The organism is Longimicrobiales bacterium, from assembly GCA_035764935.1.
Taxonomy (GTDB): domain Bacteria; phylum Gemmatimonadota; class Gemmatimonadetes; order Longimicrobiales; family RSA9; genus DASTYK01.
This window is the reverse complement of sequence record DASTYK010000021.1, coordinates 23,594-45,006: the sequence shown is the minus strand read 5'-3', so window position 1 is coordinate 45,006 and position 21,413 is coordinate 23,594. Positions and strand designations below refer to the sequence as shown.

The 21,413-nt window shown below is 69.5% G+C and carries 18 protein-coding genes; 7 read left to right on the top strand and 11 right to left on the bottom strand.

Features of this window, described 5'->3' with window-relative positions; genetic code table 11:
• Positions 1-17 precede the first annotated feature (17 nt).
• The 3 genes from VFU06_01465 to VFU06_01455 form a co-directional block, all read right to left on the bottom strand.
• Positions 18-998: an NAD(P)H-quinone oxidoreductase gene (locus VFU06_01465; GenBank protein HEU5208051.1), complete on the bottom strand. Its 981-nt coding sequence runs from the start codon at positions 996-998 to the stop codon at positions 18-20.
• 204 nt (positions 999-1,202) lie between these two features.
• The gene (locus tag VFU06_01460; GenBank protein ID HEU5208050.1) at positions 1,203-1,472 is read right to left on the bottom strand and encodes a hypothetical protein; all 270 of its coding nucleotides are present in this window, start codon (positions 1,470-1,472) and stop codon (positions 1,203-1,205) included.
• 84 nt (positions 1,473-1,556) lie between these two features.
• Positions 1,557-2,774, bottom strand: coding sequence for an MFS transporter (locus tag VFU06_01455; protein ID HEU5208049.1), 1,218 nt, complete (start codon positions 2,772-2,774; stop codon positions 1,557-1,559).
• Positions 2,775-3,039: 265 nt separating this feature from the next.
• Here VFU06_01455 and VFU06_01450 point away from each other — a divergent pair, with 265 nt between their 5' ends.
• Positions 3,040-3,873 carry a hypothetical protein gene (locus tag VFU06_01450; protein HEU5208048.1) on the top strand — a complete coding sequence of 278 codons (834 nt, stop codon included), beginning with the start codon at positions 3,040-3,042 and terminating at the stop codon, positions 3,871-3,873.
• A gap of 10 nt (positions 3,874-3,883) precedes the next feature.
• Here VFU06_01450 and VFU06_01445 read toward each other — a convergent pair whose 3' ends face one another.
• Positions 3,884-4,825 (bottom strand): N-acetylmuramoyl-L-alanine amidase-like domain-containing protein, encoded by a 942-nt coding sequence (locus tag VFU06_01445; GenBank protein ID HEU5208047.1) that lies wholly within the window; start codon positions 4,823-4,825, stop codon positions 3,884-3,886.
• Positions 4,826-5,001: 176 nt separating this feature from the next.
• Between VFU06_01445 and VFU06_01440 the strand changes: the two genes are divergently transcribed.
• On the top strand, positions 5,002-5,481 hold the full coding sequence (locus VFU06_01440) for an Hsp20/alpha crystallin family protein (protein HEU5208046.1): 480 nt from the start codon (positions 5,002-5,004) through the stop codon (positions 5,479-5,481).
• A gap of 174 nt (positions 5,482-5,655) precedes the next feature.
• On the opposite strand, the gene VFU06_01435 is transcribed toward VFU06_01440, so the two are convergent.
• The 6 genes from VFU06_01435 to VFU06_01410 all read right to left on the bottom strand — a co-directional run bounded on the left by VFU06_01435 (position 5,656) and on the right by VFU06_01410 (position 12,663).
• Positions 5,656-6,759, bottom strand: a complete 1,104-nt coding sequence (locus VFU06_01435; protein HEU5208045.1) for a calcium/sodium antiporter — start codon at positions 6,757-6,759, stop codon at positions 5,656-5,658.
• Positions 6,756-7,550, bottom strand: a complete 795-nt coding sequence (locus VFU06_01430) for a sulfite exporter TauE/SafE family protein (GenBank protein HEU5208044.1) — start codon at positions 7,548-7,550, stop codon at positions 6,756-6,758. The genes VFU06_01435 and VFU06_01430 overlap by 4 nt, the downstream gene beginning before the upstream one ends.
• Complete coding sequence (locus VFU06_01425) at positions 7,547-8,770, bottom strand: copper resistance protein CopC (GenBank protein HEU5208043.1); 1,224 nt, start codon at positions 8,768-8,770, stop codon at positions 7,547-7,549. The genes VFU06_01430 and VFU06_01425 overlap by 4 nt, the downstream gene beginning before the upstream one ends.
• 322 nt (positions 8,771-9,092) lie before the next feature.
• Positions 9,093-9,698, bottom strand: coding sequence for a hypothetical protein (locus VFU06_01420; GenBank protein ID HEU5208042.1), 606 nt, complete (start codon positions 9,696-9,698; stop codon positions 9,093-9,095).
• A gap of 131 nt (positions 9,699-9,829) precedes the next feature.
• On the bottom strand, positions 9,830-10,684 hold the full coding sequence (locus tag VFU06_01415; protein HEU5208041.1) for a DUF5715 family protein: 855 nt from the start codon (positions 10,682-10,684) through the stop codon (positions 9,830-9,832).
• Between the two features lie 44 nt (positions 10,685-10,728).
• Positions 10,729-12,663, bottom strand: coding sequence for a von Willebrand factor type A domain-containing protein (locus tag VFU06_01410; protein HEU5208040.1), 1,935 nt, complete (start codon positions 12,661-12,663; stop codon positions 10,729-10,731).
• A gap of 206 nt (positions 12,664-12,869) precedes the next feature.
• Here VFU06_01410 and VFU06_01405 point away from each other — a divergent pair, with 206 nt between their 5' ends.
• From VFU06_01405 to VFU06_01385, 5 genes are all read left to right on the top strand, one after another.
• Positions 12,870-14,363, top strand: a complete 1,494-nt coding sequence (locus VFU06_01405; GenBank protein ID HEU5208039.1) for a Mur ligase family protein — start codon at positions 12,870-12,872, stop codon at positions 14,361-14,363.
• Positions 14,364-14,486: 123 nt separating this feature from the next.
• Positions 14,487-14,972, top strand: coding sequence for a cytochrome c nitrite reductase small subunit (nrfH, locus tag VFU06_01400; protein ID HEU5208038.1), 486 nt, complete (start codon positions 14,487-14,489; stop codon positions 14,970-14,972).
• A gap of 60 nt (positions 14,973-15,032) precedes the next feature.
• Complete coding sequence (locus VFU06_01395; protein HEU5208037.1) at positions 15,033-16,601, top strand: ammonia-forming cytochrome c nitrite reductase subunit c552; 1,569 nt, start codon at positions 15,033-15,035, stop codon at positions 16,599-16,601.
• A gap of 12 nt (positions 16,602-16,613) precedes the next feature.
• A complete protein-coding gene (locus VFU06_01390) occupies positions 16,614-19,064 on the top strand; it encodes a DUF87 domain-containing protein (GenBank protein ID HEU5208036.1) in 2,451 nt (816 codons plus the stop codon).
• A 123-nt stretch (positions 19,065-19,187) separates the two neighbouring features.
• Positions 19,188-20,909 carry a Na/Pi cotransporter family protein gene (locus VFU06_01385; protein HEU5208035.1) on the top strand — a complete coding sequence of 574 codons (1,722 nt, stop codon included), beginning with the start codon at positions 19,188-19,190 and terminating at the stop codon, positions 20,907-20,909.
• On the opposite strand, the gene VFU06_01380 is transcribed toward VFU06_01385, so the two are convergent.
• On the bottom strand, positions 20,906-21,373 hold the full coding sequence (locus tag VFU06_01380) for a hypothetical protein (GenBank protein ID HEU5208034.1): 468 nt from the start codon (positions 21,371-21,373) through the stop codon (positions 20,906-20,908). The genes VFU06_01385 and VFU06_01380 overlap by 4 nt on opposite strands.
• Between the last annotated feature and the right edge of the window lie 40 nt (positions 21,374-21,413).

Below are 21,413 nucleotides of genomic sequence, written 5' to 3'. Positions count from 1 at the left end.
CACGCCGGGTCCCGCAGTCACCAGGCCAGCACGATCTTCCCCACGTTGGCGTTCGTCTCCATCCTCTCGTGCGCCTCCCTCACCCGACTCACGGGGAAGACCTCGTCCACCACCGGCGACAGCAGCCCGCGATCGAACAGTTCCAGCGCCCGGGACGCGAACAGTCGCGTGACCTCCGCCTTCTCCTCCATGCTGCGCGATCGCATTGCAGTGCCCACGACATGCAGCCGCTTCGACAGCACCGCACCCATGTCCAGCACGGCTTCACGTCCGGCCACCAGTCCGACGATCACGATCCGCCCGCGCGGCCGCGCCAGCGCAACATTGGCGCGGAGGTATTCTCCGCCGACGAGATCGATCACGACGTCCACGCCTGCACCGTGCGTCGCAGCACGCACCATATCCGCGACGTCGCCCCGCGACGCATCGACCGCATGCTCGAGCCCGAGCGCGCGCACTCGCTCGAGCTTCCACGCGGAGCGCGACGTGCCGACGACGCGCAGGCCGAATGCGTTGCCGAGCTGCAGCGCAGCCACGCCGACGCCACTCGCGACCGCGTGCACCAGCACCCATTCCGGTGCCGTCGCCCTGCCCTGCGTGAACAGCGCGTCGTGCGCGGTGAGGTACGCCTCCGGAATGGCCGCGGCCTGCTCGAGTGAGAGCGAGGCCGGCACCCGGAGCGCATGCGACGCCGGGACCGTCACGTACTCGGCGTAACCGCCGCCGCCGACCAGCCCCATCACGCGCTCCCCGGCCGACCAGCCCTCGACGTCCCCGCCGACCGCCTCGACGACGCCGGCATACTCCAGCCCGGGCACGTGCTGCAGCGCCCCTTCCGGCGCGGGGTAGCGGCCGCGTCGCTGCATCAGGTCGGCGCGGTTGAGCGCCGTCGCATGCACACGCACGAGCAGGTCCCCCGATCCGGGGTGCGGGTCGGGGACGTCGTGGATCTCCAGCACCTCGGGGCCGCCCGGGCGCGTGATTACCACTGCACGCATGTTCGCGTCAGTTGAAGAGGGCGAGGGACAGCAGCGCGACGAGCAGGATGGCGAGCGCCATGATCGCGTACAGGATGGTCCAGCCGATCGAGAAGCGAAGCAGCGACCAGAAACAGCCGGCGCGGTCCCAGGCCTCGTCGTCGTTCGAGTCGAACGACGGGCCGGGCGCCGCGCCGCCTGGTGTGTCCGGGCCCTGCGAGCTGCTCAGACTGCGTGCCGTGCCATGAAGTGATACAGGAACGAAAAGAACGACGCCCCGAGCAGTGCGCCCAGCATTCCACCGAGCCGCAGCGGATTCGGATCGTGGAAGATGTAGCCGGACGTGCCGAGCATGCCGCCGATGAATGCACCGAAAACGCCGAACGTGAAGGTCAGGAATTTCGTCGTCCCTTCCGCGCGATACAGCGTGCGGACGAGGAACGGCGCAACCAGACCGAACGCGATCCAGACCATGAACCCGGGAACGAACTCCATTTCGACCTCCGACAGGGACTTACGCGGGCGCGCGGACGTTATCCGCACGACCTGCTCCTCGCAAGTGGCACCGGGGTCCAGCCCTCAGTCGTCCCCCCGCACCGGATCCACCTCCACGGACGGCTCCGCTTCCGGCACGGCCTTCCGCCCGACCGGCCGCTGGATCCGCGCCGCGAGGATCAACGCCGCTGCGGTCACCGCCGCACCGAAGAAAAAGGGGCTGCGGATGCCGACCTGCTGGAACAGGAACCCGCCCCAGAGTGGCCCGATCACGCGCCCGCTGCCACCGACCACCTGGCTGCCCCCCAGCACGGAGCCCTGCGAGTGCTCGTCGGTGGCGCGCGAGACCAGGCTGGCGAGCGCAGGGAACAGGGTCCCCGCACCGAACGCGTACATCGGCGCGACGCCCCACAGCCACGCCTCGTGCGGGATCAGCGCCATCGCCAGCAGCGAAGCCATCAGCCCGACCAGTCCCACGCGCACGGTGAACGGCTCGCCAAAGCGCCGCACCAGCCGGCCGAGCAGCACGCCCCGCACGATCACCGTCGTCGCGCCCGACAGTGTGAACAGCAGGCCGACGTCGCGCGCGTCCAGCCCGAAGCGCGCATCCGCATACAGCGCCAGCAGCGAGGTGAGCCCGGTAAACGACGCGATCCCCAGGAAGTACACCGAGAGCAGCAGCCGCAGCGGCATGCGCGTCATCGTGCGCAGCCAGCCTCGCAGCGTCGCGGTCTCGTGCGCCTCCGACTGCGGCCGCACGCGCGTCTCCGGCAGCAGCACCATCGCGGCGACGCCGTTGGCTGCACACAGCCCCGCGGCGACGAAGCCGGGCGCGGAGTACCCGCCCCAGCCGCTCACCATCCCGCCGAGCGCGGGGCCGAGCATCACGCCCAGCCCGGACGCCGCGCCGAGCAGCCCGAGACCCCGCGCCCGGTCCTCCGCCGCCGTCGTATCCGCGACGTAGGCCTGCGCGACCGAAACCGTGCCCCCTGCCGCGCCCGCCGCCATGCGTGACAGGAGCAGCACCGCAACCGAGTGTGCGAGGCCGAAGATCAGGTAGGAGACCGCCGAGGCGAACAACCCCGCAATGATCAGCGGCCGGCGCCCGCGCCGATCGGAGACGCGCCCCCACAGTGGCGCGGCCGCAAGCTGCGTCGCACTGAACGACGCGATGATCAGGGTGACCTCGAGCGGCGACGCGTCCAGCGCCGTCGCATAGAACGGCAGCACCGGCATCACGATGCCGAAGCCGAGCATGTCGATCAGGACGGCCGCGAACAGCACACCCTCTGACTTCTTCATCCCCTGCGGCCGGCCTCCGTTGATGTGCGCGTTGCGGACGGGAACCTATGCGCGCTGCCGCCGGCGGCAATCACGACCGGGTTCCGCTGCGCTGCCGCTCCGATCGGCGCGTTCACCCATTGCGCCACCCTGCTTCGCCTGATTTCGGACGGCTGTGCGCCATTCCCGACGCGTCCCGCCGCGCACCCGCGGATTGGCCGATCCAGCCATGGGCTGCGCCGCACGCACCGGACATCTTTGCCCTACCTGCCAACTGGAGGGCACCATGATCGATGACGCGCGCGCCGGAAAGGCACGCCGGGATGCGCAGGCGCCGCACTGGCGCCGGCGGCCACAGGAGCTCTGGGACGTTCAGGGTGAGATCTACCCCGGCGAGCTGGCCCTGCGGGACCTGGAGACCGCACCGGCAGACGATACCATCACCGTGCTCGCGCGACACGCCACGCTTCGCGTGCTCGTGGAAACAGCGGCCGGCCATCCGCACTCCCTCCGGCTCGCGCGACGTGCAGCACGCATGTACCTCGACGCGATACCGATCGGGGACGCACGGGCGCTGCGCCGGCTGCTGCGCCGCCGGCCGCTTCCACCTGCCGCGCTGTACCGTGCCCTCGCCGATGCCGGCCTCGCCGCGCGAGCCGCCGGCCACACGGGCGGCGCGTACACGCTGCTGCGCTGGGCGTACGAGGTGGCGAGGCTCCAGCGCAGGCGACGCCCTGCCGCACGCGTCGCAGCGCAGCTCGCCACCCTCGCGCTCGCCGACGGCGCGCACCGCGCCGCACGCCGGTGGACCCGGCGCGTGCATGCGCTGCTCGGCGACGACGGTGTACCCGACGCGCTCGCGAGCACCTACGTTCAGGGGATGGAGAAGTCACCTTCGGCCGGCGGCACCTTTGACGCCGAGCAGCGCCGCCGGATCGCGGATTCCATCGCGAAGGGGTTCGTGATCGCGTGCCCCGTCTGCCAGGCACCCCTCACCACGTCGGAAGTGCGGCCCGCGCGCGGCGTGCCGTACGTGCGCCGGCGCACATGGGTGCTGTGCACCGGCTGCCGCCGCACTGCGGCGGTGGACGTCCCGGGGCGGCCGCCGCAGTCGTCCTGACCGGCTCCCGCTAGCGCGCCGCGCCCTCCGGCGCCTGCGGCCGCGCGACCATGATGCCGTCCTGCGCCTCGATGCGCTGGATGCGCTGCGCCAGCGGCACCTCGCTGATCTCGACCACGCTCCCCACCAGCGGCGCATGCATCAGGTGCAGCCGGCCGTCGACCCACAGGGCCAGGCCGGTGTGCGCGATGTCGAGCCCGGGCAGTGTGCTGGTCGCGGCGATCACGTCGCCGTTGCGGATACCCTCGGCAACGTTGCCGATGGCTGCCTCGGGCACCGCAAAGCGCGGGAATGCCGAGAGCTCCGCCTCCTTCTCGCGGATCGCCTGCAGGTTCACCGAATCGGCCAGCTGCCGGTACGACTCCGTGTGCTGCGTCATGAAGTCGATGCCGGTCGTATCGCGCACGCCGCCGAGCGACCGGGTGATGTTCTCGACGACGCCCTTGGCGTCGTTGTCGCTGATCCACTCGCTGAAGTAGTGCAGCCGGCTCGGATACCCCGTGAGCTCGCCGCCCCGGTAGCGGATGTGTCGCAACTCGTCCTTGAAGCGCGCATACGTCGGCTCCCCCGCAGCCACGGACCTCGCGATCGCCAGCATCTGCTCGACGTACGTCACGCAGTCGAATTCCCGCAGGTTGACGACCAGCTGTTCCGTCTGCGGTACCTCGAGCAGCCCCGGGGTGTACGGCGCCCCGACGAAGCGCTGGCCGATTGCGGCGGTCAGCTCCCCGATCCCGAGCGTGTCCGATCCGCTCTCGCGCACCCACGCCACCGTTCGCTCGAAGATGGCGGAGTCCTCCGGCGTCTCGCTGACGGCGGCCGGCGCGCCTTCGGGCGTCGCCTGCTCCGCTGTCGGCGTGCCTGCCGGAGTCTGTGTTGCCTGATCGGGTTCTGCGCACGCACCTGCCGCCACGAGCGCCAGGATCAGCAGAATACCGCGGGACTGTACCATACCTGAGCCTCCTGTCAGAACTGCGCTGTCCGGTGCCGCCCCCACTGCTTTCATGGCAGCTTCATATGCCTGACTGACAACCACTTGCGGCACGCTGACTGCAGGCCTTCACGGGTGCGGAGCGGCGCTGTCGGCCGCGCTCGCATATGACATCAGTCGCTTCAGAGGAGGAACCTATGCTGCCAACCACACGTCGTGCCAATGGCTGGGGTTCGGTACCGGATGTGTTCAACCTCCGCCGCGAAATGCAGGACCTGCTGGAATCCGTGAACTGGCCGCGCGGCACGGGCGAGAACCTCGTCTGGGCACCGCCCATCAACGTTCGCGAGAACGACGAGCAGGTGATCGTCGAGGCGGAGCTGCCCGGTGTGCGCCCCGATGACGTGGACATCAGCGTGGAGAACGGCATGCTCACCATTTCGGGCGAGAAGCGTGCCGAGCAGGAGAAGAAGGAAGAGAACTGGCACGTGGTGGAGCGCCGGTACGGTCGCTTCGAGCGCAGCTTCACGCTGGCCCGTGCCGTGGACGTCGAGAACATCCGCGCCACGTTCGATGACGGCGTGCTTCACATCGTGCTGCCGAAGCGCGAAGAGGCAAAGCCGCGTCGCATCCGCGTGGACGTGAACCGGCGTGCGGCAGAGCAGGCGCAGAAGTAGCGGCGTCCGCACGCACGCTGAGCAACGTCGTGCAGTGAACGGAACAACGGCCGGGTCCATGCGACCCGGCCGTTTCCCTTCGATTCTCGAGCCGGCTGCACGTTCAGCTCCCGTCACCGTGCGGGATCGCTGCTCGTTCGACCCCCATTCACCGTGTCGGATCAGGCAGCCGCGTTACGCGCTCAGCTCCCGCCGTTCCCGCCGTCCCTGTCGGATGACCCGGATGGTGATGATGACCAGCGTAAGAAGTGTGAGCGGAACCACGAAGAAGCGCATGACGAGGCTGAACTCCGGCAGAGCATCGTGCTCGGAGGCCTTGAGCACGAGGTAGACCGTGTAGGCCACGTAGTACAGCAGGAAGATCAGCCCCTCGAACCGCAGCAGAGCATGCCCATGCACGAAGATCGGCAGGCATGCGATCGCGACCGCGATCATGAACGGGATATCGAAATTCACGGCTGCGGGCGCAACGCTGATCCCTCCCGGTGCGATGATCGTCGTGATCCCGAGGACAGCCAGGATATTGAAGAGGTTGCTGCCGATCGCATTGCCGACGGCGATATCGCGCTCGCCCCGGATGCTCGCGATCGCGGACGTCGCGACTTCGGGAAGTGATGTACCGCCCGCGACGATCGTGAGGCCGATGACCAGGGAGCTCACACCGAGTGCGGCCGCGATGTCCACTGCTGCGTCCACCAGCCAGTTCGCGCCGACGACCAGCATGGCGAGACCGATGGCGACCAGCAGCATGCTCATGGGCGCGCTGATGCGTTCCACCTCGCCCGTCGCGATCTGCCGCTCGTACTCCTCCTTGACGGCGGCGGACTCCTTCTTTCCCTGGCGCAGCATCAGCCAGAGGTAGCCTGCCATCCCGCTGACGAGCACGAACCCGTCGAAGCGGGTCAGGTGGCCGTCCAGTGCGAGGAGCAGCAGCACGAACGATGCGGCGATCATGAGCGGCACGTCCACCCGCACGAGCTGCTGCGCAACGGTGAGCGGCGCGATCGACGCCGCGAGGCCCAGCACCACCAGGATGTTGAAGATGTTGCTGCCGACCACGTTGCCTACGGTGATGTCCGCCTGGCCCTTGAACGCGGCATTGACCGATACCGCGAGCTCCGGCGCGCTGGTTCCGAATGCAACGACCGTGAGACCGATGATCAGCGGCGTGATGCCGAGCATGCGTGCCAGGCGGCTTGCGCCGCGGACCAGCAGCTCGGCTCCCACGATGAGCAGGGTGGCACCGCCGATGAGCTGCACGAGTGTGGACGTCGTCATGAGAGCCGGGCCCTGCGCGCACGGCGCAGGCCGAGAAGGTACTGGATGCCGAGGAGTGTGAGTGCAACGGCGAACACGAGCTGCAGGGTGCCGGAGGCCATTCCGAGGGCGAGCCGCCCGCCTGCCCAGGAGCCGAGGATGATGCCCGGCGCGAGCCCGAGCACCGCATCACGTCGCAGCGCACCGGTGCGCAGATGCGCGATCGTGCCGCTCACGCCCGAGGGGATCATGGCGGCGAGCGAAGTGCCCTGCGCCACGTGCTGGGTCATGCCGAGACCGATCACCAGCAGCGGGACCATGAGGGCACCACCGCCGATGCCGAGCAGGCCGGATGCGACACCGACGAACAGACCGGTGCCGATCAGGAAGACCGTGCTCAGCGAGCCCTGCGGCGCGCGGAGCCCGAGCAGCTCGTCCTTCGCGATCAGCAGCGCGGCGGCGAAGATGAGGAATCCGCCGAACACGGCACGCAGCCGCATGGCTGGAACGCGCGAGGCGTAGGATGCGGCCGCAAAGGTCGCGAGCACTGCGACGGACGCAAGCACCACTGCGACACGCAGATCCAACGCGTTGTCGGCCGCGTACGTGAACGCGCCGCCCAGCCCGGTGACCACGACACCCGCAAGGCTCGCCGCGTGCGCTTCGTGCTGCGTCAGTCCCGCCACTCCGGTCAGCAGCGGCACCATGATCACGCCGCCGCCCACGCCGAGCAGTCCGCCGAACATGCCCGCCGCGATGCCGATGAAGAATGATGTCAGCGCAACACGCCTGTGATCGACGGTCTCTGTCATTCGGGTAGCTGCGCGAACGACAGCGCGCCTGACACCAGGATGAGCGCGATGAAGACCAGTGTCTCCACGGTGACCGAGCGACGCAGCGCGCTTGCGTCACCACCCTCTGGCACGACCGCGATCATGCGGCGATGCAGGTATCCGAACGCAGCAAGCAGCAGCAGCCCCGTCGCCTTCACGAGCACGATGCGGCCGTACGTCGTCTGCAGCAGTGCGGCGGGAGAGCCGAGCAGCAGCAGCGCCTGCCCGGCGCCGGTGAGCGCCACCACCACGAATGACGCGAGCGCTGCCGTCGAAACCGCAGTCAGGAGTGAGCGCTGCGCGGGGGTGTTTCGCAATGTGAGGCCCAGCGCGAGCAGTCCGCCGAGCCACACGGCCGCGGCGGCCATGTGCACAGCCCGCAGCGGGACCGAGACCGCGGGGGCAATCGCGCCGGCATGGCCGAGTGAGCCGCCAGCCAGCACAGCGACGAGCGCGACGACCGCCGCGCCGCGCATCGAGCGCAGCAGCAGCAGCACGAGCGCGGCCGTGAGCGCGAATACGATGCGCGCAAGCAGCGCGCGGCCGGTGGCGAGCTGCAGAGAACCGGCCAGGTCGAGGCTGCCGGCCACGTGCGTGGTCCACGTGACGAGCTCGGCCGCGATCGCGATCGGGGCCGCAATGGCCAGCCAGCGCAGCGTGGGCAGCAGCGCCGCCGCAGCCTGCTCGGCGCGCGACGCGAACAGCAGCCCGCCCGCCAGTGCCAGGAGCAGCAGGGTCCCCAGCGCGCGCAGCAGCGGCAGCAGCGCCGGGGTATTCGCCGGCGCAGCCTCGCTCACCTCCGGCGCGGCACCGGGTACATTGCCGCCGGTCGCTGCAACGGGCGCGCTGTCCGGTGCGGCCGACGCCGGCTCCTCCATCGCCCGGGCCGCAGTCGGGCCGACCACGAACGGGATCGTGCCTTCGAGCACGTGGCCGTCGGCCGACGTGGTGCGCCAGTGCAGTTCGTGTGCGCCGGGGGGGAGCAGAGGCAGCGGCGCCAGGATCACGCTGCCATCACCCGCCTGTCCGGCCGACAGCACGGTCGTGTCTCCCTGCGGCCCGACGAGCAGCAGGCGCGTCAGATCGGCCGAGACAGCCGCGCTGAACTCCAGGCGGACCGAATCCAGCGGGGCGACGAGCGTGTCGTCGGGGGCAGGCGTCGAGGCCTCGAGCCGCGCGTGCAGCACGGACGAGTCCACGGCGCCCGCCGCGGCAGGTGGGGCGCACACGACCAGCAAAAGAACGAAAGCGGGCAGGCAGCGCCCGCATCGGTGCAGTTTCGGCATCATCCTCGGTGGAGCCGGTACGAATCGCTCACAGTATCGAGAATCGGTCGCCGATGCACAACGACCGCCGTCCCGAAAATCCTTCAGGGCGGGCGGCCGGGTGTGGTGGGGCGGGACAGAAAGAGGCGAGAATACCTGCCGGCGAGCTACGGGACCTGGATGGCGCGGCGCGGCCGGATGGACGAATCGGGAGACCACGGCGCACCAGGCGCCGCACGCAGTGGCCGGCGCAGCTTCAGCCGTGGAACCGCATGCCCTCGCGCCGAAGCACCGTGGGCAGCCGGCTCATGGCGAGCTCGGCCACCAGCAGATCGTCCGCGTCGAAGCTGCCGCGCGCAAAACCCCGCAGCAGCGTCAGCACGATGACGCGTCGATCCAGCACGATCGGCGTGAGCAGCGCGTGCACACACCCGCCCAGCGCCGGCGCCGCGTCCGCCGGGCAGGGATCGAGCTTGCGCAACAGCGCCGTCGACGTCGTCGAGAAGATCATCGACTGTCGGCGGCGCGCGCATTCACGAAGCGGATGACCTTCCGGCAGGGACGAAGTCCGCAGCGACCGGGCACCCGGAATTCCGCCCGGATCCCCGCGTCGCGGCGTCGCATGCAGGGTGCAGCGATCGGCCAGCGCAGGCACCAGCGCCGAAGTGATGGAAGCAAGCGCCTCCGACAGCGAGGTCGCCTGCGAGATGGAACGGCTCGCACTGGCGATGATCAGGAAACGACGGCCCTCCTCCTGCTCACGGGGGCGATCCCCTCGTATGAGGTGCAACCGCGTGCTGCGAGTCCGCTCACCGACGCCGTTGCTCCACCGCCCGCCGCCTTCGACCGCCGTCGTGCTCATCACTGCTTTCCCGGGTGATTCTGCTGCCGATGCCTGCGATGTAAACGCGCAGAAAACGTACCAGCCGGGCGATCTGTCTGCGGTTGGCGCAGCGTGTTCTCCGGGTGATCACAGCGCTGCTGGCGCGCCGCTCAGCCGTCGGCGAGCGAGCGCGCGACCGTCAGGTGGTAGACCGGCTGCTGCCGCTCCAGCGTCACCAGCAGCAGCCCTTCCGCCTGCATGTCGCGCAACACCCCGCCCAGCAGCTTCTGCAGCTCGCGCGATTTCACCGCCGCGACGCGCTCCATCGCAAGCGTGCGGATGCGCTCCGCCAGCCATTCGACCTCTCCCGCACCTGCAGCCGCATCGACGAGCGGCGCCGCGTAGCTCTCGTACGCAATGTCGAGCGTGGTGCCGTACTCGTGGGTGCTCGTGCCCGCTGCAGCATTCACGTTTCCTTCGCGCAGTGCAGCCTGCCCTGCCGGTGTTCGCAGCACGGACGTCACCTCCAGCCGGTAGCGCGGCAACCCCATCGCCCCGAGCGCGTCCTGGAATCGCCTGCCGATCTGCTCGAGCAGCAGAACGACGTCCGGCGTCACGTACGGGAGGGAGTGATCCAGCTCGCGCACGACCCACCACTGCGTCGAGTCCTGCAGCTGGACCAGCGCACCGGCACCGATGAGCCGCTCCAGCGAGGCGGAGTCGGCTACGTGCTCACCGAGGCGACGCGCCCGCGCGAGCTGCGCCGCATTCGACGTCCGCAGCGCCGCCTCCTCGCCGGGCGTGAGCAGGGGCACCGGGCGCAGCAGCGCCTCCACGGAATCTGCAAGGGCAATGGCCGCATCATGGGCAGCCCGCAACGCCGCGACCGGGTCCTCCGTGTCCGGCGCTGCGGCAGGCGCCCCCGCGTCGGGGACGCCGCCGCTGCTGCCGTCGCAGCCGGAGAGTGCGCCAATCAGCAGCGCGATGGTCGCGCCGCGCGGGACGGCGTGAGGGAAACAGGACATGCGCCCGGCGCGATGAAAGAAGCGCGCCGTCACGTTCGCCCGTGTTACGAGCCATCCGCAGCAACGGCCCCGAGTTCCCGCGCGCGCTCCACCATCCGCACGAACTCCGCACGATACCCGTTCGGATCCGTGCCGAGCGCAGCGCGAGCCAGTGCGATCACGTCCGCGTACGTTGCGCTGCCGCTGTGCTCCGAATCGCGCAGCAGCATGCCGAACGCGGCGACCGCCGCGGCAAAGCGCATGTCATCGGAGCCACGCCACGTGGACGCGCGCACCGGCACTTCGAGCAGCCGGCTGACCTCCTCCGCGGGTCGCTTGTAGCGCAGCTTGACCCACGCCAGCTCAGATGACCCCGCGCGTGGACCACCGTCCGTTGCACGCTGGCGCTGCTGGTAGCGCAGCTCGGCCGGCTCGCGCACCTCGACCGTGTTGTCCACGCCGACCGGCACGACCTCGTACAGCGCGGTCACCGTGTGGCCGGCCCCCAGCTCACCCGCATCCTTCCGGTCATCGTCGAAGTCCTCCGCCGCGAGCAGTCGGTTCTCGTAGCCGATCAGCCGGTACGCACGCACGTGGGCCGGATTGAACTCCACCTGGAGCTTCACGTCCCTGGCCACCGTGAGCAGCGTACCCCCCAGCTCTTCGACGAGCACCTTGCGGGCCTCGTCGAGGCCGTCGATGTACGCGTAGTTGCCGTTCCCGTGATCGGCGAGCGCCTCCATCCTGGAATCCTTGAGGTTGCCCGTGCCGAAGCCGAGCACCGTGAGGAATGTGCCCTGCCCGCGGCGCTCCTCGATGAGGCGGACCATCTCCGCGTCGCTGGAGACACCGATGTTGAAGTCGCCGTCCGTCGCCAGGATGACCCGGTTGTTTCCATCGCGCAGGTGACTGCGGCGTGCGACGTCGTAGGCGAGGCGCAGGCCTGCGCCGCCGGCGGTCGAGCCGCCCGCCTCGAGGCGCTCGATCGCATCCATGATCGCGTCCTTCTCACTGCCGGGCGTGGACGGCAGCACGAGGCCTGCGCTCCCTGCGTACACGACGATCGCGACCCGGTCCTGCTCCCGCAGCTCGTTCACCAGCAGCCGCATCGCCTGCTTCAGCAGCGGCAGCTTGTCGGGCGACAGCATCGACCCTGAAACGTCCAGCAGGAACACCAGGTTGTTGGGCGGCAGCGATTCCATGTCGAGTCGCGGCGCCTGCAGTCCGATGCGCACCAGGTGGTGACGCGGCTGCCAGGGCGCGGCCATCACCTCGGTGGTCACCTCCAGCGGATGCTCGCCTTGCGGCTCGGGATTGCTGTAGGGGAAGTAGTTGACCATCTCCTCGATGCGTACTGCATCCTTCGGCGGAAGCTGTCCATCCTTCAGGAAGCGCCGGATGTTGCTGTACGAGGCGCGGTCGACGTCGATCGAGAACGTGGACAGCGGGTTGGCGCCGACCGAAAGGAACGCGTTCTCGTCGATTGCGGCGTACGATTCGGTGTTCCACGGCTCGCGCGGCATGCGGTACGGCGGCGCGGGTGGCGGGCCGGGCGTGGCGCTGGCCTGCGGCGATGCGAGTACCGCGGCGGCAGCGGCATCGCCGGCGTGCCGCGCACGCGACTCCTGGCGCAGCTCCTTGCCTGCGACGTCCTCGCGCAGCGGCATCGCTTCGACCACCTCAGCCGAGGGCTGCGCGGACAGGTCCACGCGCATGCTGTCGCCCGCCAGCATGACACTGCGACGTACCGGCTCGAAGCCGATGGCGTGCGCCTGCACCGTGACCGACTGGCCGCGCAGGCGCTCCGGCAGCTCGAGCCGGTACGCGCCGTCGCGCCCGGCCAGTGTGCCATGCCCGGTCTCCATGGTCGTCACCTGGGCACCGGCCAGCGGCACGCCGCTGGATGCGTCGCTCACGACGCCGGTGACCACGATCGTCCGCTGACCGATTGCCGCGACAGCGAGCAGTGCGCACAGCGGAACCAGTACGAGGGCTTTCACGGGAACCTCCCTGCTGAGGCCTGGGTGCCGCGGGCGGAGATTCCGCGCGGGCACCGAACGGGTGCTTCTGCTGGGAGGACGTCGGAAGCGGCCGGGCTTGCACACCGGCGGAACAGGCATTGCCATACGGCGCCGACGCAGTTCGGGGGGTTCACCTCGCGCGGACTGCGACCGACTGCCACCGACGCCCCCACAACCCGTTGACGATGACCGACCAGCGACCGCTCCACAGCCTTCTTGCCGACGCCGGCATCCGGGCCGGGACCGCACCCGACGCAATGATCCGGGCTGTGGTCACGGACTCGCGACAGGTGACACCCGGCGCGCTCTTCATCGCCATACCGGGCACACAGGTGGACGGCGCAACGTTCATTGCAGACGCGGTGGCGGCGGGTGCAGCCGCAATCGTTGCTCAGGGTCCCGGCACGTCGGATCAGCGCGCGCCGGTTCCGCTCATCCACGTTCCCGATGCGCGCGCTGCCGCGGCCCGCCTGGCAGGCGCGTGGTATGGCCACCCCGCACGCCGGATGCGGCTGCTCGGCATCACCGGCACCGTCGGCAAGACGTCCGTGCTGTCCATTGCGGAAGCGCTGCTGCACGCCAGCGGTGTGCGGGTCGCGTCGATCGGCTCACTCGGATTGCGGATCGGTACGGAGACAGCGGAGGAGAGCCGCTACACCGTGCCCGAGCCGCTGCTGCTGCACCGGTGGCTGCAGCGTGCGGCGGACGCAGAATGTGACGTCGCGCTGATGGAGGTGACGTCGCACGCCCTCGTGCAGCAGCGCGTGGCCGGCCTTCGCTACGAGGCAGGGGCGTTCACGAACCTGGTGCCGCTCGAGCACGCGGAGTTCCACCGAAACTTCCGCACGTACGTGGAGTCCAAGACGCGATTCTTCGACCACCTGGCAGCCGGCGCACCCCTGGCGTTCAATGCGGAGGACCGCGCGGTCTCACGCATCGTGCGGGAGCGTGACGTGGCGGGCGTCGCCTGCGGCGCCGTGCGCACCGCCGCGATGCGGATCGAGGACGTGCACGTCTCGCACGCCGGCACGCGCTTCGTGCTGAATGCACGCCGTCCCGTGCCGCGCATCGACGGCGCGGAGCACGCTCCGTTTCGCCTGCCGCTCGAGCTGTCACTGCTCGGCCGCTCCAACCTGATCAATGTCGCGCTGGCAACGACGCTCGCGCTCAGTGCAGGAGCGAGCGCGGACGCGGCAGCAGCGGTCCTGCCCGACCTCACGGCGCCGCGTCGCCGGATGCAGCTCCTGAAAACTGCCCCCCTGATCCTTGACGATACCGCGGGGCACCCGGAAAGCGTCAACGTGGTGTTCGAAACCGTGGAGCGGCTGCGGCCCGGGCACGTCCACGTCGTGTGGGCCGTGCGCGGCCGACGCGGCCCGCGCATCAACCGCTACAACGCCGAGGCCCTCGCCATCTGGCTGCGCCGGATGCCGCACGCATCGCTCGTCGTCACCCGCAGCAGCGATGTCGCGGACCATCTCAATCGCGTGAGCGACGAGGAGTACGACGCCTTTCTGCGCCCGCTCCGCCGTGCACGTGTTCGGTTCCGGGAATCCGCCGAGCTCCGGCCCGCGGTGCAACAGGTCCTGGCCGCTGCGCGGCCGGACGATCTGGTGCTGCTGCTCGGCGCGCAGGGCATGAACCAGGGTGCAGCGATCGCGCAGGAGTGGCTGCGGTAGCGCGCACGCTCTCGCCGGACGCGGCCGGCCCGTGTACGATTGTTGCGTGGGCGGCAGCACCCGCCCGCGGGAACGCGACGCCGACGCGCGCAGAGGCATCGACGACAACGGGGAGTGGACCTGGTGCGAACGGGACGCTGGCTGATCATCCTGGCAGCGGTGCTGATCGGCATCGCGATCGGCCTCGGCGGCTTCACGTTCGTGTATGCAAAGGGCTACTCGTATCTGGGCACCGATCCCGCCGCCTGCGCAAACTGCCACATCATGGACGAGCATTACAGCGCGTGGCTCAAGTCGAGCCACCGGGCGGTCGCGACCTGCAACGACTGCCACACGCCGCACAGCACGATCCCCAAGTACGTCGTCAAGGCGCGCAACGGCTTCTGGCACAGCTTCTACTTCACGACGGGCAACTTCCCGTACCCGCTGCGCATCACGCCGGCGAACCACGACGTCACCGAGGGCGCGTGCCGCTACTGCCACGAGTCGATCGCCGCAGGCATGCAGGCGGGGGACGACGATCCGCCGGACGAGGTACGGCACGTCACCAGCGCGGACGGCGTCGAATGCACACGCTGCCACCGCTACGTGGGGCACCGGGTCCGCTGAGGAGCGCAGCCCGGGCGTCGGAGGATTTCAGGATGAACATGCATCGAACGAGGAGCGGACATGGCTGAGCGCGAGGAACGTGGACGCAGGGTCCCGGCGTGGTGGATCGTGGGTGCGGCGGTCATCGCGGCGGTCGTTACGCTCGGGCTCGCGGCGCTGCTGACGAACATCTTCGAGCGGCAGCAGGAGGCGCGCAATCCGTTCTACCGCGTCGTCGAGCTGAACGATTCGATCGTGGACCCCGCGATCTGGGGGCAGAACTTCCCGCAGCAGTACGACTCGTACCGGCGCACCGTGGACATGACGCGCACGCGCTACGGCGGCAGTGAAGCCATGGTGCAGCACCCTACGACGAGCGATCCGCGTGACACGGTCTCGACCTCCCGGCTCGTGGAGGACCCGCGCCTGCGCGAGTTCTGGGCGGGCTACGCGTTCGCGACGGATTTCCGCGAGGAGCGCGGTCACGCCTACATGTTCATCGACCAGGTCTTCACGGAGCGGCAGAACGTGGTGCAGCAGCCCGGCACCTGCCTGCACTGTCATGCCTCGGTCTACACGGTCTACCGCGATGCCGGCAACGGCGACCTGATCGCCGGGTTCGAGGCGGTCAACCAGATGCCCTACCAGGAAGCCGCGGCGCTCGCCGAGCATCCGGTCGCCTGCATCGACTGCCACGATCCGGCGACAATGGAGTTGCGCGTCACACGCCCGGGCTTCATGGAAGGCATCCGCACGTTCATGGCGTCGCGCGGCCGGGACGATTTCGACGTGAACACGGACGCGACACGCCAGGAGATGCGCACGTTCGTGTGCGCACAGTGCCACGTGGAGTACTACTTCCAGGGCGACGAGAAGCGCCTCACCTATCCATGGGCCAACGGCCTGCGTGCCGACGAGATCCTGGCCTATTACGAGGAGGTCGGTTTCACCGACTGGACGCACGCGATCAGCGAGGCGCGTGTGCTCAAGGCGCAGCACCCCGAGTTCGAGATGTACATGCAGGGCGTGCACGCCCGCAGCGGCGTGATGTGCGCCGACTGCCACATGCCGTACGAGCGCACGGGCGCAATGAAGGTGAGCGACCACTGGGTGCGCAGCCCTCTGCTCAACATCAACAACGCCTGCCAGACGTGCCACCGCTGGACGGAGGAGGAGCTGTCCGCGCGCGTGCACACGATCCAGGATCGCACGTACCAGATGCGCAACGTCGCGATCGACGCGGTGCTGGATCTTGCGAAGTCGATCCGCGCCGAGGCCGCGAACAACCTGGACGCGCAGCGGCTGACTGCGGCCCGCACATACCACAAGCGCGCGCAGTTCCTGACCGACTTCATCGAAGCCGAGAACTCGATGGGCTTCCACGCCGACCAGGAAGCCGTGCGCGTGCTCGGCCTGGCGATCAACTACGCGCGTCTCGGCTCGCTCGCGCTCTATGGTGACGAGATCCCGTCGGGCGAGCTGCCGCTGCTCGACGCCCCGCCGCAGACCGTCGCACCGGCGACGGGCCAGGCGGGCGATGCGATCCGGTTCCGGACGGAGCTGGACATGGCGCGGCCGGGCGAGCGCGCCGGGACCGCGGTCGAGCCGGTGCAGAACGGTGCACAGCGCCCCACGAACCGCAACCGGTAGGAGACGAACGCGTTGAGCTCACAACGAGTGCTGTGGCTCGGTGCGGCGCTGGACGACGCCGCACAGCGCACTGACACGCGCATCGAGATCGATCCCGCCGACCTGACCACCCACGGCGTGATCGTCGGGATGACCGGGTCCGGCAAGACCGGCCTGGGCGTCGTGCTGCTCGAGGAAGCACTGCTGCAGCAGGTCCCCGTGCTCGTCATCGACCCCAAGGGCGACATGGGCAACCTGCTGCTCAACTTCCCCGGCCTGCAGGCCTCCGACTTCCAGCCGTGGGTCGACACCGCGGGGACGCCGGGCGCCGACGCTGCAACGAAGGCCGCCGGCACCTGGCGCGACGGCCTCGCGTCGTGGGGCATCGACGGCGCACGCATGCAGACGCTCAAGGACGCGGCAGATCTCGCGATCTACACGCCCGGCTCGACCAGCGGCGTGCCGCTCAACGTGCTGGGCGCGCTGGAACCCTCCCCCGACGCGGACGCGGAAGCGCGCGCCGACGAGATCGAGGCGTTCGTATCCGGTGTGCTCACGCTGATCGATCGGCCGGCGGACCCGGTGGCCGGCCGCGAGCACATCCTGCTGTCCAACCTGGTCGCGCGTGCGTGGGAGGCCGGCGAGCCGATCGACCTCGCCACGCTGGTCGCGCAGGTCGCCAGTCCGCCGATCCGCAAGCTCGGCGTCTTCGACCTCGACACGTTCTTCCCCGCCGACCAGCGGATGGCACTCGCCATACAGCTCAACGCCCTGCTCGCCTCGCCCGCGTTCGCAACGTGGCTCGAGGGCGCTCCGCTGGACATCCAGCGCATGCTGTTCACGGCCGATGGCAGGCCGCGCGGCGCGATCGTGACACTGGCGCACCTGTCGGACGCCGAGCGGCAGTTCGTCGTGACGCTGCTGCTGTCGAAGCTGGTGAGCTGGATGCGACGTCAGCCCGGCACGAGCGAGCTGCGGGCGCTCGTCTACATGGACGAGGTGTTCGGCTTCGCGCCGCCGACAGCGGAGCCGCCGTCGAAAAAGCCGATCCTCACGATCCTGAAGCAGGCCCGCGCGCACGGCGTCGGACTGGTGCTTTCCACGCAGAACCCCGTCGATCTCGACTACAAGGCGATGTCCAACGCGGGCACCTGGATGATCGGTCGGCTGCAGACCGAGCGGGACAAGGACCGCATCGTCGAGGGCATGCGTGCGGCGGCAGGCGACACGGACCTCGGTGCGCTCGCAACGGCGATCGGCGGACTCGGCAAGCGGCAGTTCCTGCTGCACACCACCCGCGGCGGCGCGCCGCGCCGGTTCACCACGCGCTGGGCGATGTCGTACCTCCGTGGCCCGCTCACGCGCGTCGAGATCGAACGGCTGATGCAGGGCATCGCCGCCGGAACGAACAAGGCCATGCCGGCGCGGCCGGGCGGCGTGGCGGCGGCCGCAGGCGACGTCCCGGCGCCGGCAGCAGGGTCTGCCTCAGGCGACGTGCGCGCGCCGGCCGCGTCGCGTGCCGCACCTTCCGGCGCAACGCCTGCCGCGCGCGAGGACCATCACGACGCCGCCGTGGTCGCACCGGCGCCGCCGGCATCGGTGCCCGTGCGCTACCTGGATCCGGCCGCTCCGTGGGCCGCGGAGCTGGGTGCGCGCGCGAATGGCCGACGCATGGAGGCCGCAGTCGCGGCGCGCGTGCACCTCCGCTTCGACGACCGCGCGTCGGGCATCGACCACACGGAGACGTGGGAGTGCGTGTGGTATCCGCTCTCACCCCACATGCGGGCCGCCGACGCCCGCAGCGTCGACTACGACGACCGTGACTTGCGGACGGAGCCGCCGCAGGACGTCGTGTACGTGATCCCCGACGCCGGCGTGCGCGAGGCGTCGTTCTACCGCGACCTGCAGCGCGACCTCGAGGAGTGGCTCTACCGCGAGCGCAGCATCGAGATCCTGCGCAACGAAGAGCTGAAGCTGTACGCGCGCGTGGGGGAGGACGAACGCGCGTTCGTCGAGCGCTGCCGCGCTGCTGCCGACGAGCAGGCGGACGCGGAAGCCGCAAAGCTGCGCGACCGGTACGAGCAGAAGGTCGCACGCCTGCAGCAGCGGCTGCGCGACGCGGAGCGGCGGGTCCAGGAGCTGGACGTGGACACGCGGTCCCGCTCGCAGCAGGAGCTGGTCGCCGGGGCCGGGGCGCTGCTCTCCATGTTCCTGGGCGGCCGCCGGAGCACCCGCAGCCTGTCCGGCTTCGCCTCCCGCCGCTCCACGACGGTCCGCACGAAGGAGCGGCTGGAAAGTGCCAGGGGCAAGGCGCAGGACGTCGAGGCCGGGATCGCAGACCTCGAGCAGGACCTCGCCGACGAGCTGCAGGCGATCGCCGATCGCTGGAATGAGGCCGCGGAGCGGGTGACCAGCCACCGGATCCCGCTGGACCGCACCGACATCCGCGTGGACCAGGTCGTCCTGCTCTGGATTCCGACCTGACCGCTGAGCCCGCAGACAACGGTCGTTACAATCGATGCTTGATTGTAACGGCCACGTCACGCAGCTTTCCGGGCCGGTCTGCCGCCGGCGTGCGACCCTGCTGACCCGTATCAGAGACCATTCGTGACTGCAGTTCTCGCCACCGCCCTTCCCATCGTCATGGCAGTGATCGGCGGCCTGGGCATCTTCATGCTCGGCATGAAGTACATGTCGGAGGGAATGCAGGCCGTGGCCGGCAATTCCCTGCGCCGGCTGATCAGCCTGGTCACCGACAACCGCGTGCTCGCGGTCGGCGCCGGTACGCTGGTTACGATGCTGGTCCAGTCCTCGTCCGTGACGACCGTGATCGTCGTCGGGCTGGTCAACGCGGGGCTGATGCAGCTCCACCAGGCGATCGGCGTGATCGTCGGCGCGAACATCGGCACGACGATCACCGGCTGGATCCTGGTGCTGAACATCGGCGACTACGGCCTGCCCCTGCTCGGCGTCGGTGCGCTGGTCTACCTGTTCACGCGCAAGGACCGGCCGCGCTTCATCGCCATGGCCGTGATGGGGCTGGGCATGATCTTCTTCGGCCTCGAGCTGATGAAGGACGGCTTTGCCCCCCTGGCCGAGAACCAGGCGTTCATCGACGCCTTCGCCTGGTTCCGGGCCGACAGCTACTTCGGGGTGCTGCGCGCGGTCCTGGTCGGCTGCATCCTGACCCTGATCGTACAGAGCAGCTCGGCGACGCTGGGCATCACGATCGGGCTCGCCTCCACCGGCGTCATCCCGTTCACGACGGCCGCCGCACTGGTGCTCGGCGAGAACATCGGCACCACGATCACGGCCGTGCTCGCGTCGCTGGGCGCAAACACCGAGGCGAAGCGCGCAGCATACGGTCACGTGCTCTTCAACGTGTTCGGCGTACTCTGGATCACGGCCATCTTCCAGTGGTACATCCGCATCGTCTCCGGGCTGATCGAGTCGATCCACGGCCTGAACCCGATGCTGGTCTCGCTCGATACGACCGCGCCGCTGGTCTTTGCCACGGTGGTAACGGCCGGCATCGCCCTGACGCATACGGGCTTCAACGTACTGAACACCCTGCTGTTCCTGCCCTTCCTGCCCCGCTACTCCCGGCTGCTCGAGCGGATCGTGCCGGAGCCGGAGCATCGCGAAGTCACGCGCCTGCTGCACCTGGATGCGCGCGGCGTGGACTCACCCGTGCTGGGTGTCGAGCAGAGTCGCGGCGAGGTCGTGCAGATGGCGCAGGGCCCGCTCCGGATGATGGACTGGGTACGGACCATCGCGTTCGAGGACCCGCAGAACGAGGAGCTGATCCAGAAGGCATTCCACCGCGAGGAGATCCTCGACAACGTGCAGCGCGAGATCGTGCAGTTCCTGACGGAAGTGCTGGACGCCAACGTCCCGTACTCCGTGGCGGAGGAGGGACGGCAGCAGTTCCGCATCGCACACGAGTACGAGTCGATCAGCGACCGGCTGGCGAGCGTCCTGAAGAATTTCCTCCGGCTGCGGGACATGAACATCCCGCTGCCGGACGGCCCGCGCGAGGAGCTGCTGGCGCTGCACGACGACGTCGCATCCTACCTGCGGCGCGTGAGCGAGGCCTATGCCGAGCGGACCACGATTCCCGACGCCGATGCGCGCGCTGCCAACGACGCGATCGCCAACCGCGTGCGTGCGCTGCGCGAGGAGCACCTGCAGCGCATGACCGAAGGGTACGTGGACGCCAACCTGAGCCTGGTGTTCACGACGCTGTTGACGGAGTACCGTCGCATCCGCGCGCACACGACCAACATCCACCAGGCCGCGACAGGGAAGAAAACGCTGGAGCTGGTCTAGGACGGGTCCGGATGGCGGCCCGCACGGGCGAGCAGCGCGATCACGCCGACTGCGAGCGCTGCGGCAACAGCGAAGTCGACGATGCCGCGCCAGGGATCCGGAAATGCGCGCACGATCAGGACTGCGGCAACGATTGCCACGACGCCCGCCCAGTGTCGCAGCGCGGTGCGCCACGGCACGAACACGAGGCCCATGGCATGGAAGGGGGCTAGCAGGCGCGGCAGCAGTCGCGGCTCGGCACGCAGGGCAGCCGCCCGACCCAGCGTTCGTGGGACCCACTTCCGCGCGAGCGCGAAGTAGCCCTCACCCACCACGAACACCACGGTCAGCAGCAGCAGCGCCAGCCATTCCACCGGGGTGAGCCCACCCGCGATCACTTCGATACCGCGTCCGCCCAGGCGGAACACCGCACTGCCCAGGAGGAGTACGAGGCCGGCAACGGCCCATGCAAATGCCGGATTCACGCGCGTATCCTGCGGGCGCGCCATCCGTATCACAAGGGCA

Coding starts and splice junctions, on each gene's coding strand:
- VFU06_01465 (HEU5208051.1), bottom strand. CDS start 998: ATGCGTGCAGTGGTAATCACGCGCCCGGGCGGCCCCGAGGTGCTGGAG.
- VFU06_01460 (HEU5208050.1), bottom strand. CDS start 1,472: ATGGAGTTCGTTCCCGGGTTCATGGTCTGGATCGCGTTCGGTCTGGTT.
- VFU06_01455 (HEU5208049.1), bottom strand. CDS start 2,774: ATGAAGAAGTCAGAGGGTGTGCTGTTCGCGGCCGTCCTGATCGACATG.
- VFU06_01450 (HEU5208048.1), top strand. CDS start 3,040: ATGATCGATGACGCGCGCGCCGGAAAGGCACGCCGGGATGCGCAGGCG.
- VFU06_01445 (HEU5208047.1), bottom strand. CDS start 4,825: ATGGTACAGTCCCGCGGTATTCTGCTGATCCTGGCGCTCGTGGCGGCA.
- VFU06_01440 (HEU5208046.1), top strand. CDS start 5,002: ATGCTGCCAACCACACGTCGTGCCAATGGCTGGGGTTCGGTACCGGAT.
- VFU06_01435 (HEU5208045.1), bottom strand. CDS start 6,759: ATGACGACGTCCACACTCGTGCAGCTCATCGGCGGTGCCACCCTGCTC.
- VFU06_01430 (HEU5208044.1), bottom strand. CDS start 7,550: ATGACAGAGACCGTCGATCACAGGCGTGTTGCGCTGACATCATTCTTC.
- VFU06_01420 (HEU5208042.1), bottom strand. CDS start 9,698: ATGAGCACGACGGCGGTCGAAGGCGGCGGGCGGTGGAGCAACGGCGTC.
- VFU06_01415 (HEU5208041.1), bottom strand. CDS start 10,684: ATGTCCTGTTTCCCTCACGCCGTCCCGCGCGGCGCGACCATCGCGCTG.
- VFU06_01405 (HEU5208039.1), top strand. CDS start 12,870: ATGACCGACCAGCGACCGCTCCACAGCCTTCTTGCCGACGCCGGCATC.
- VFU06_01395 (HEU5208037.1), top strand. CDS start 15,033: ATGGCTGAGCGCGAGGAACGTGGACGCAGGGTCCCGGCGTGGTGGATC.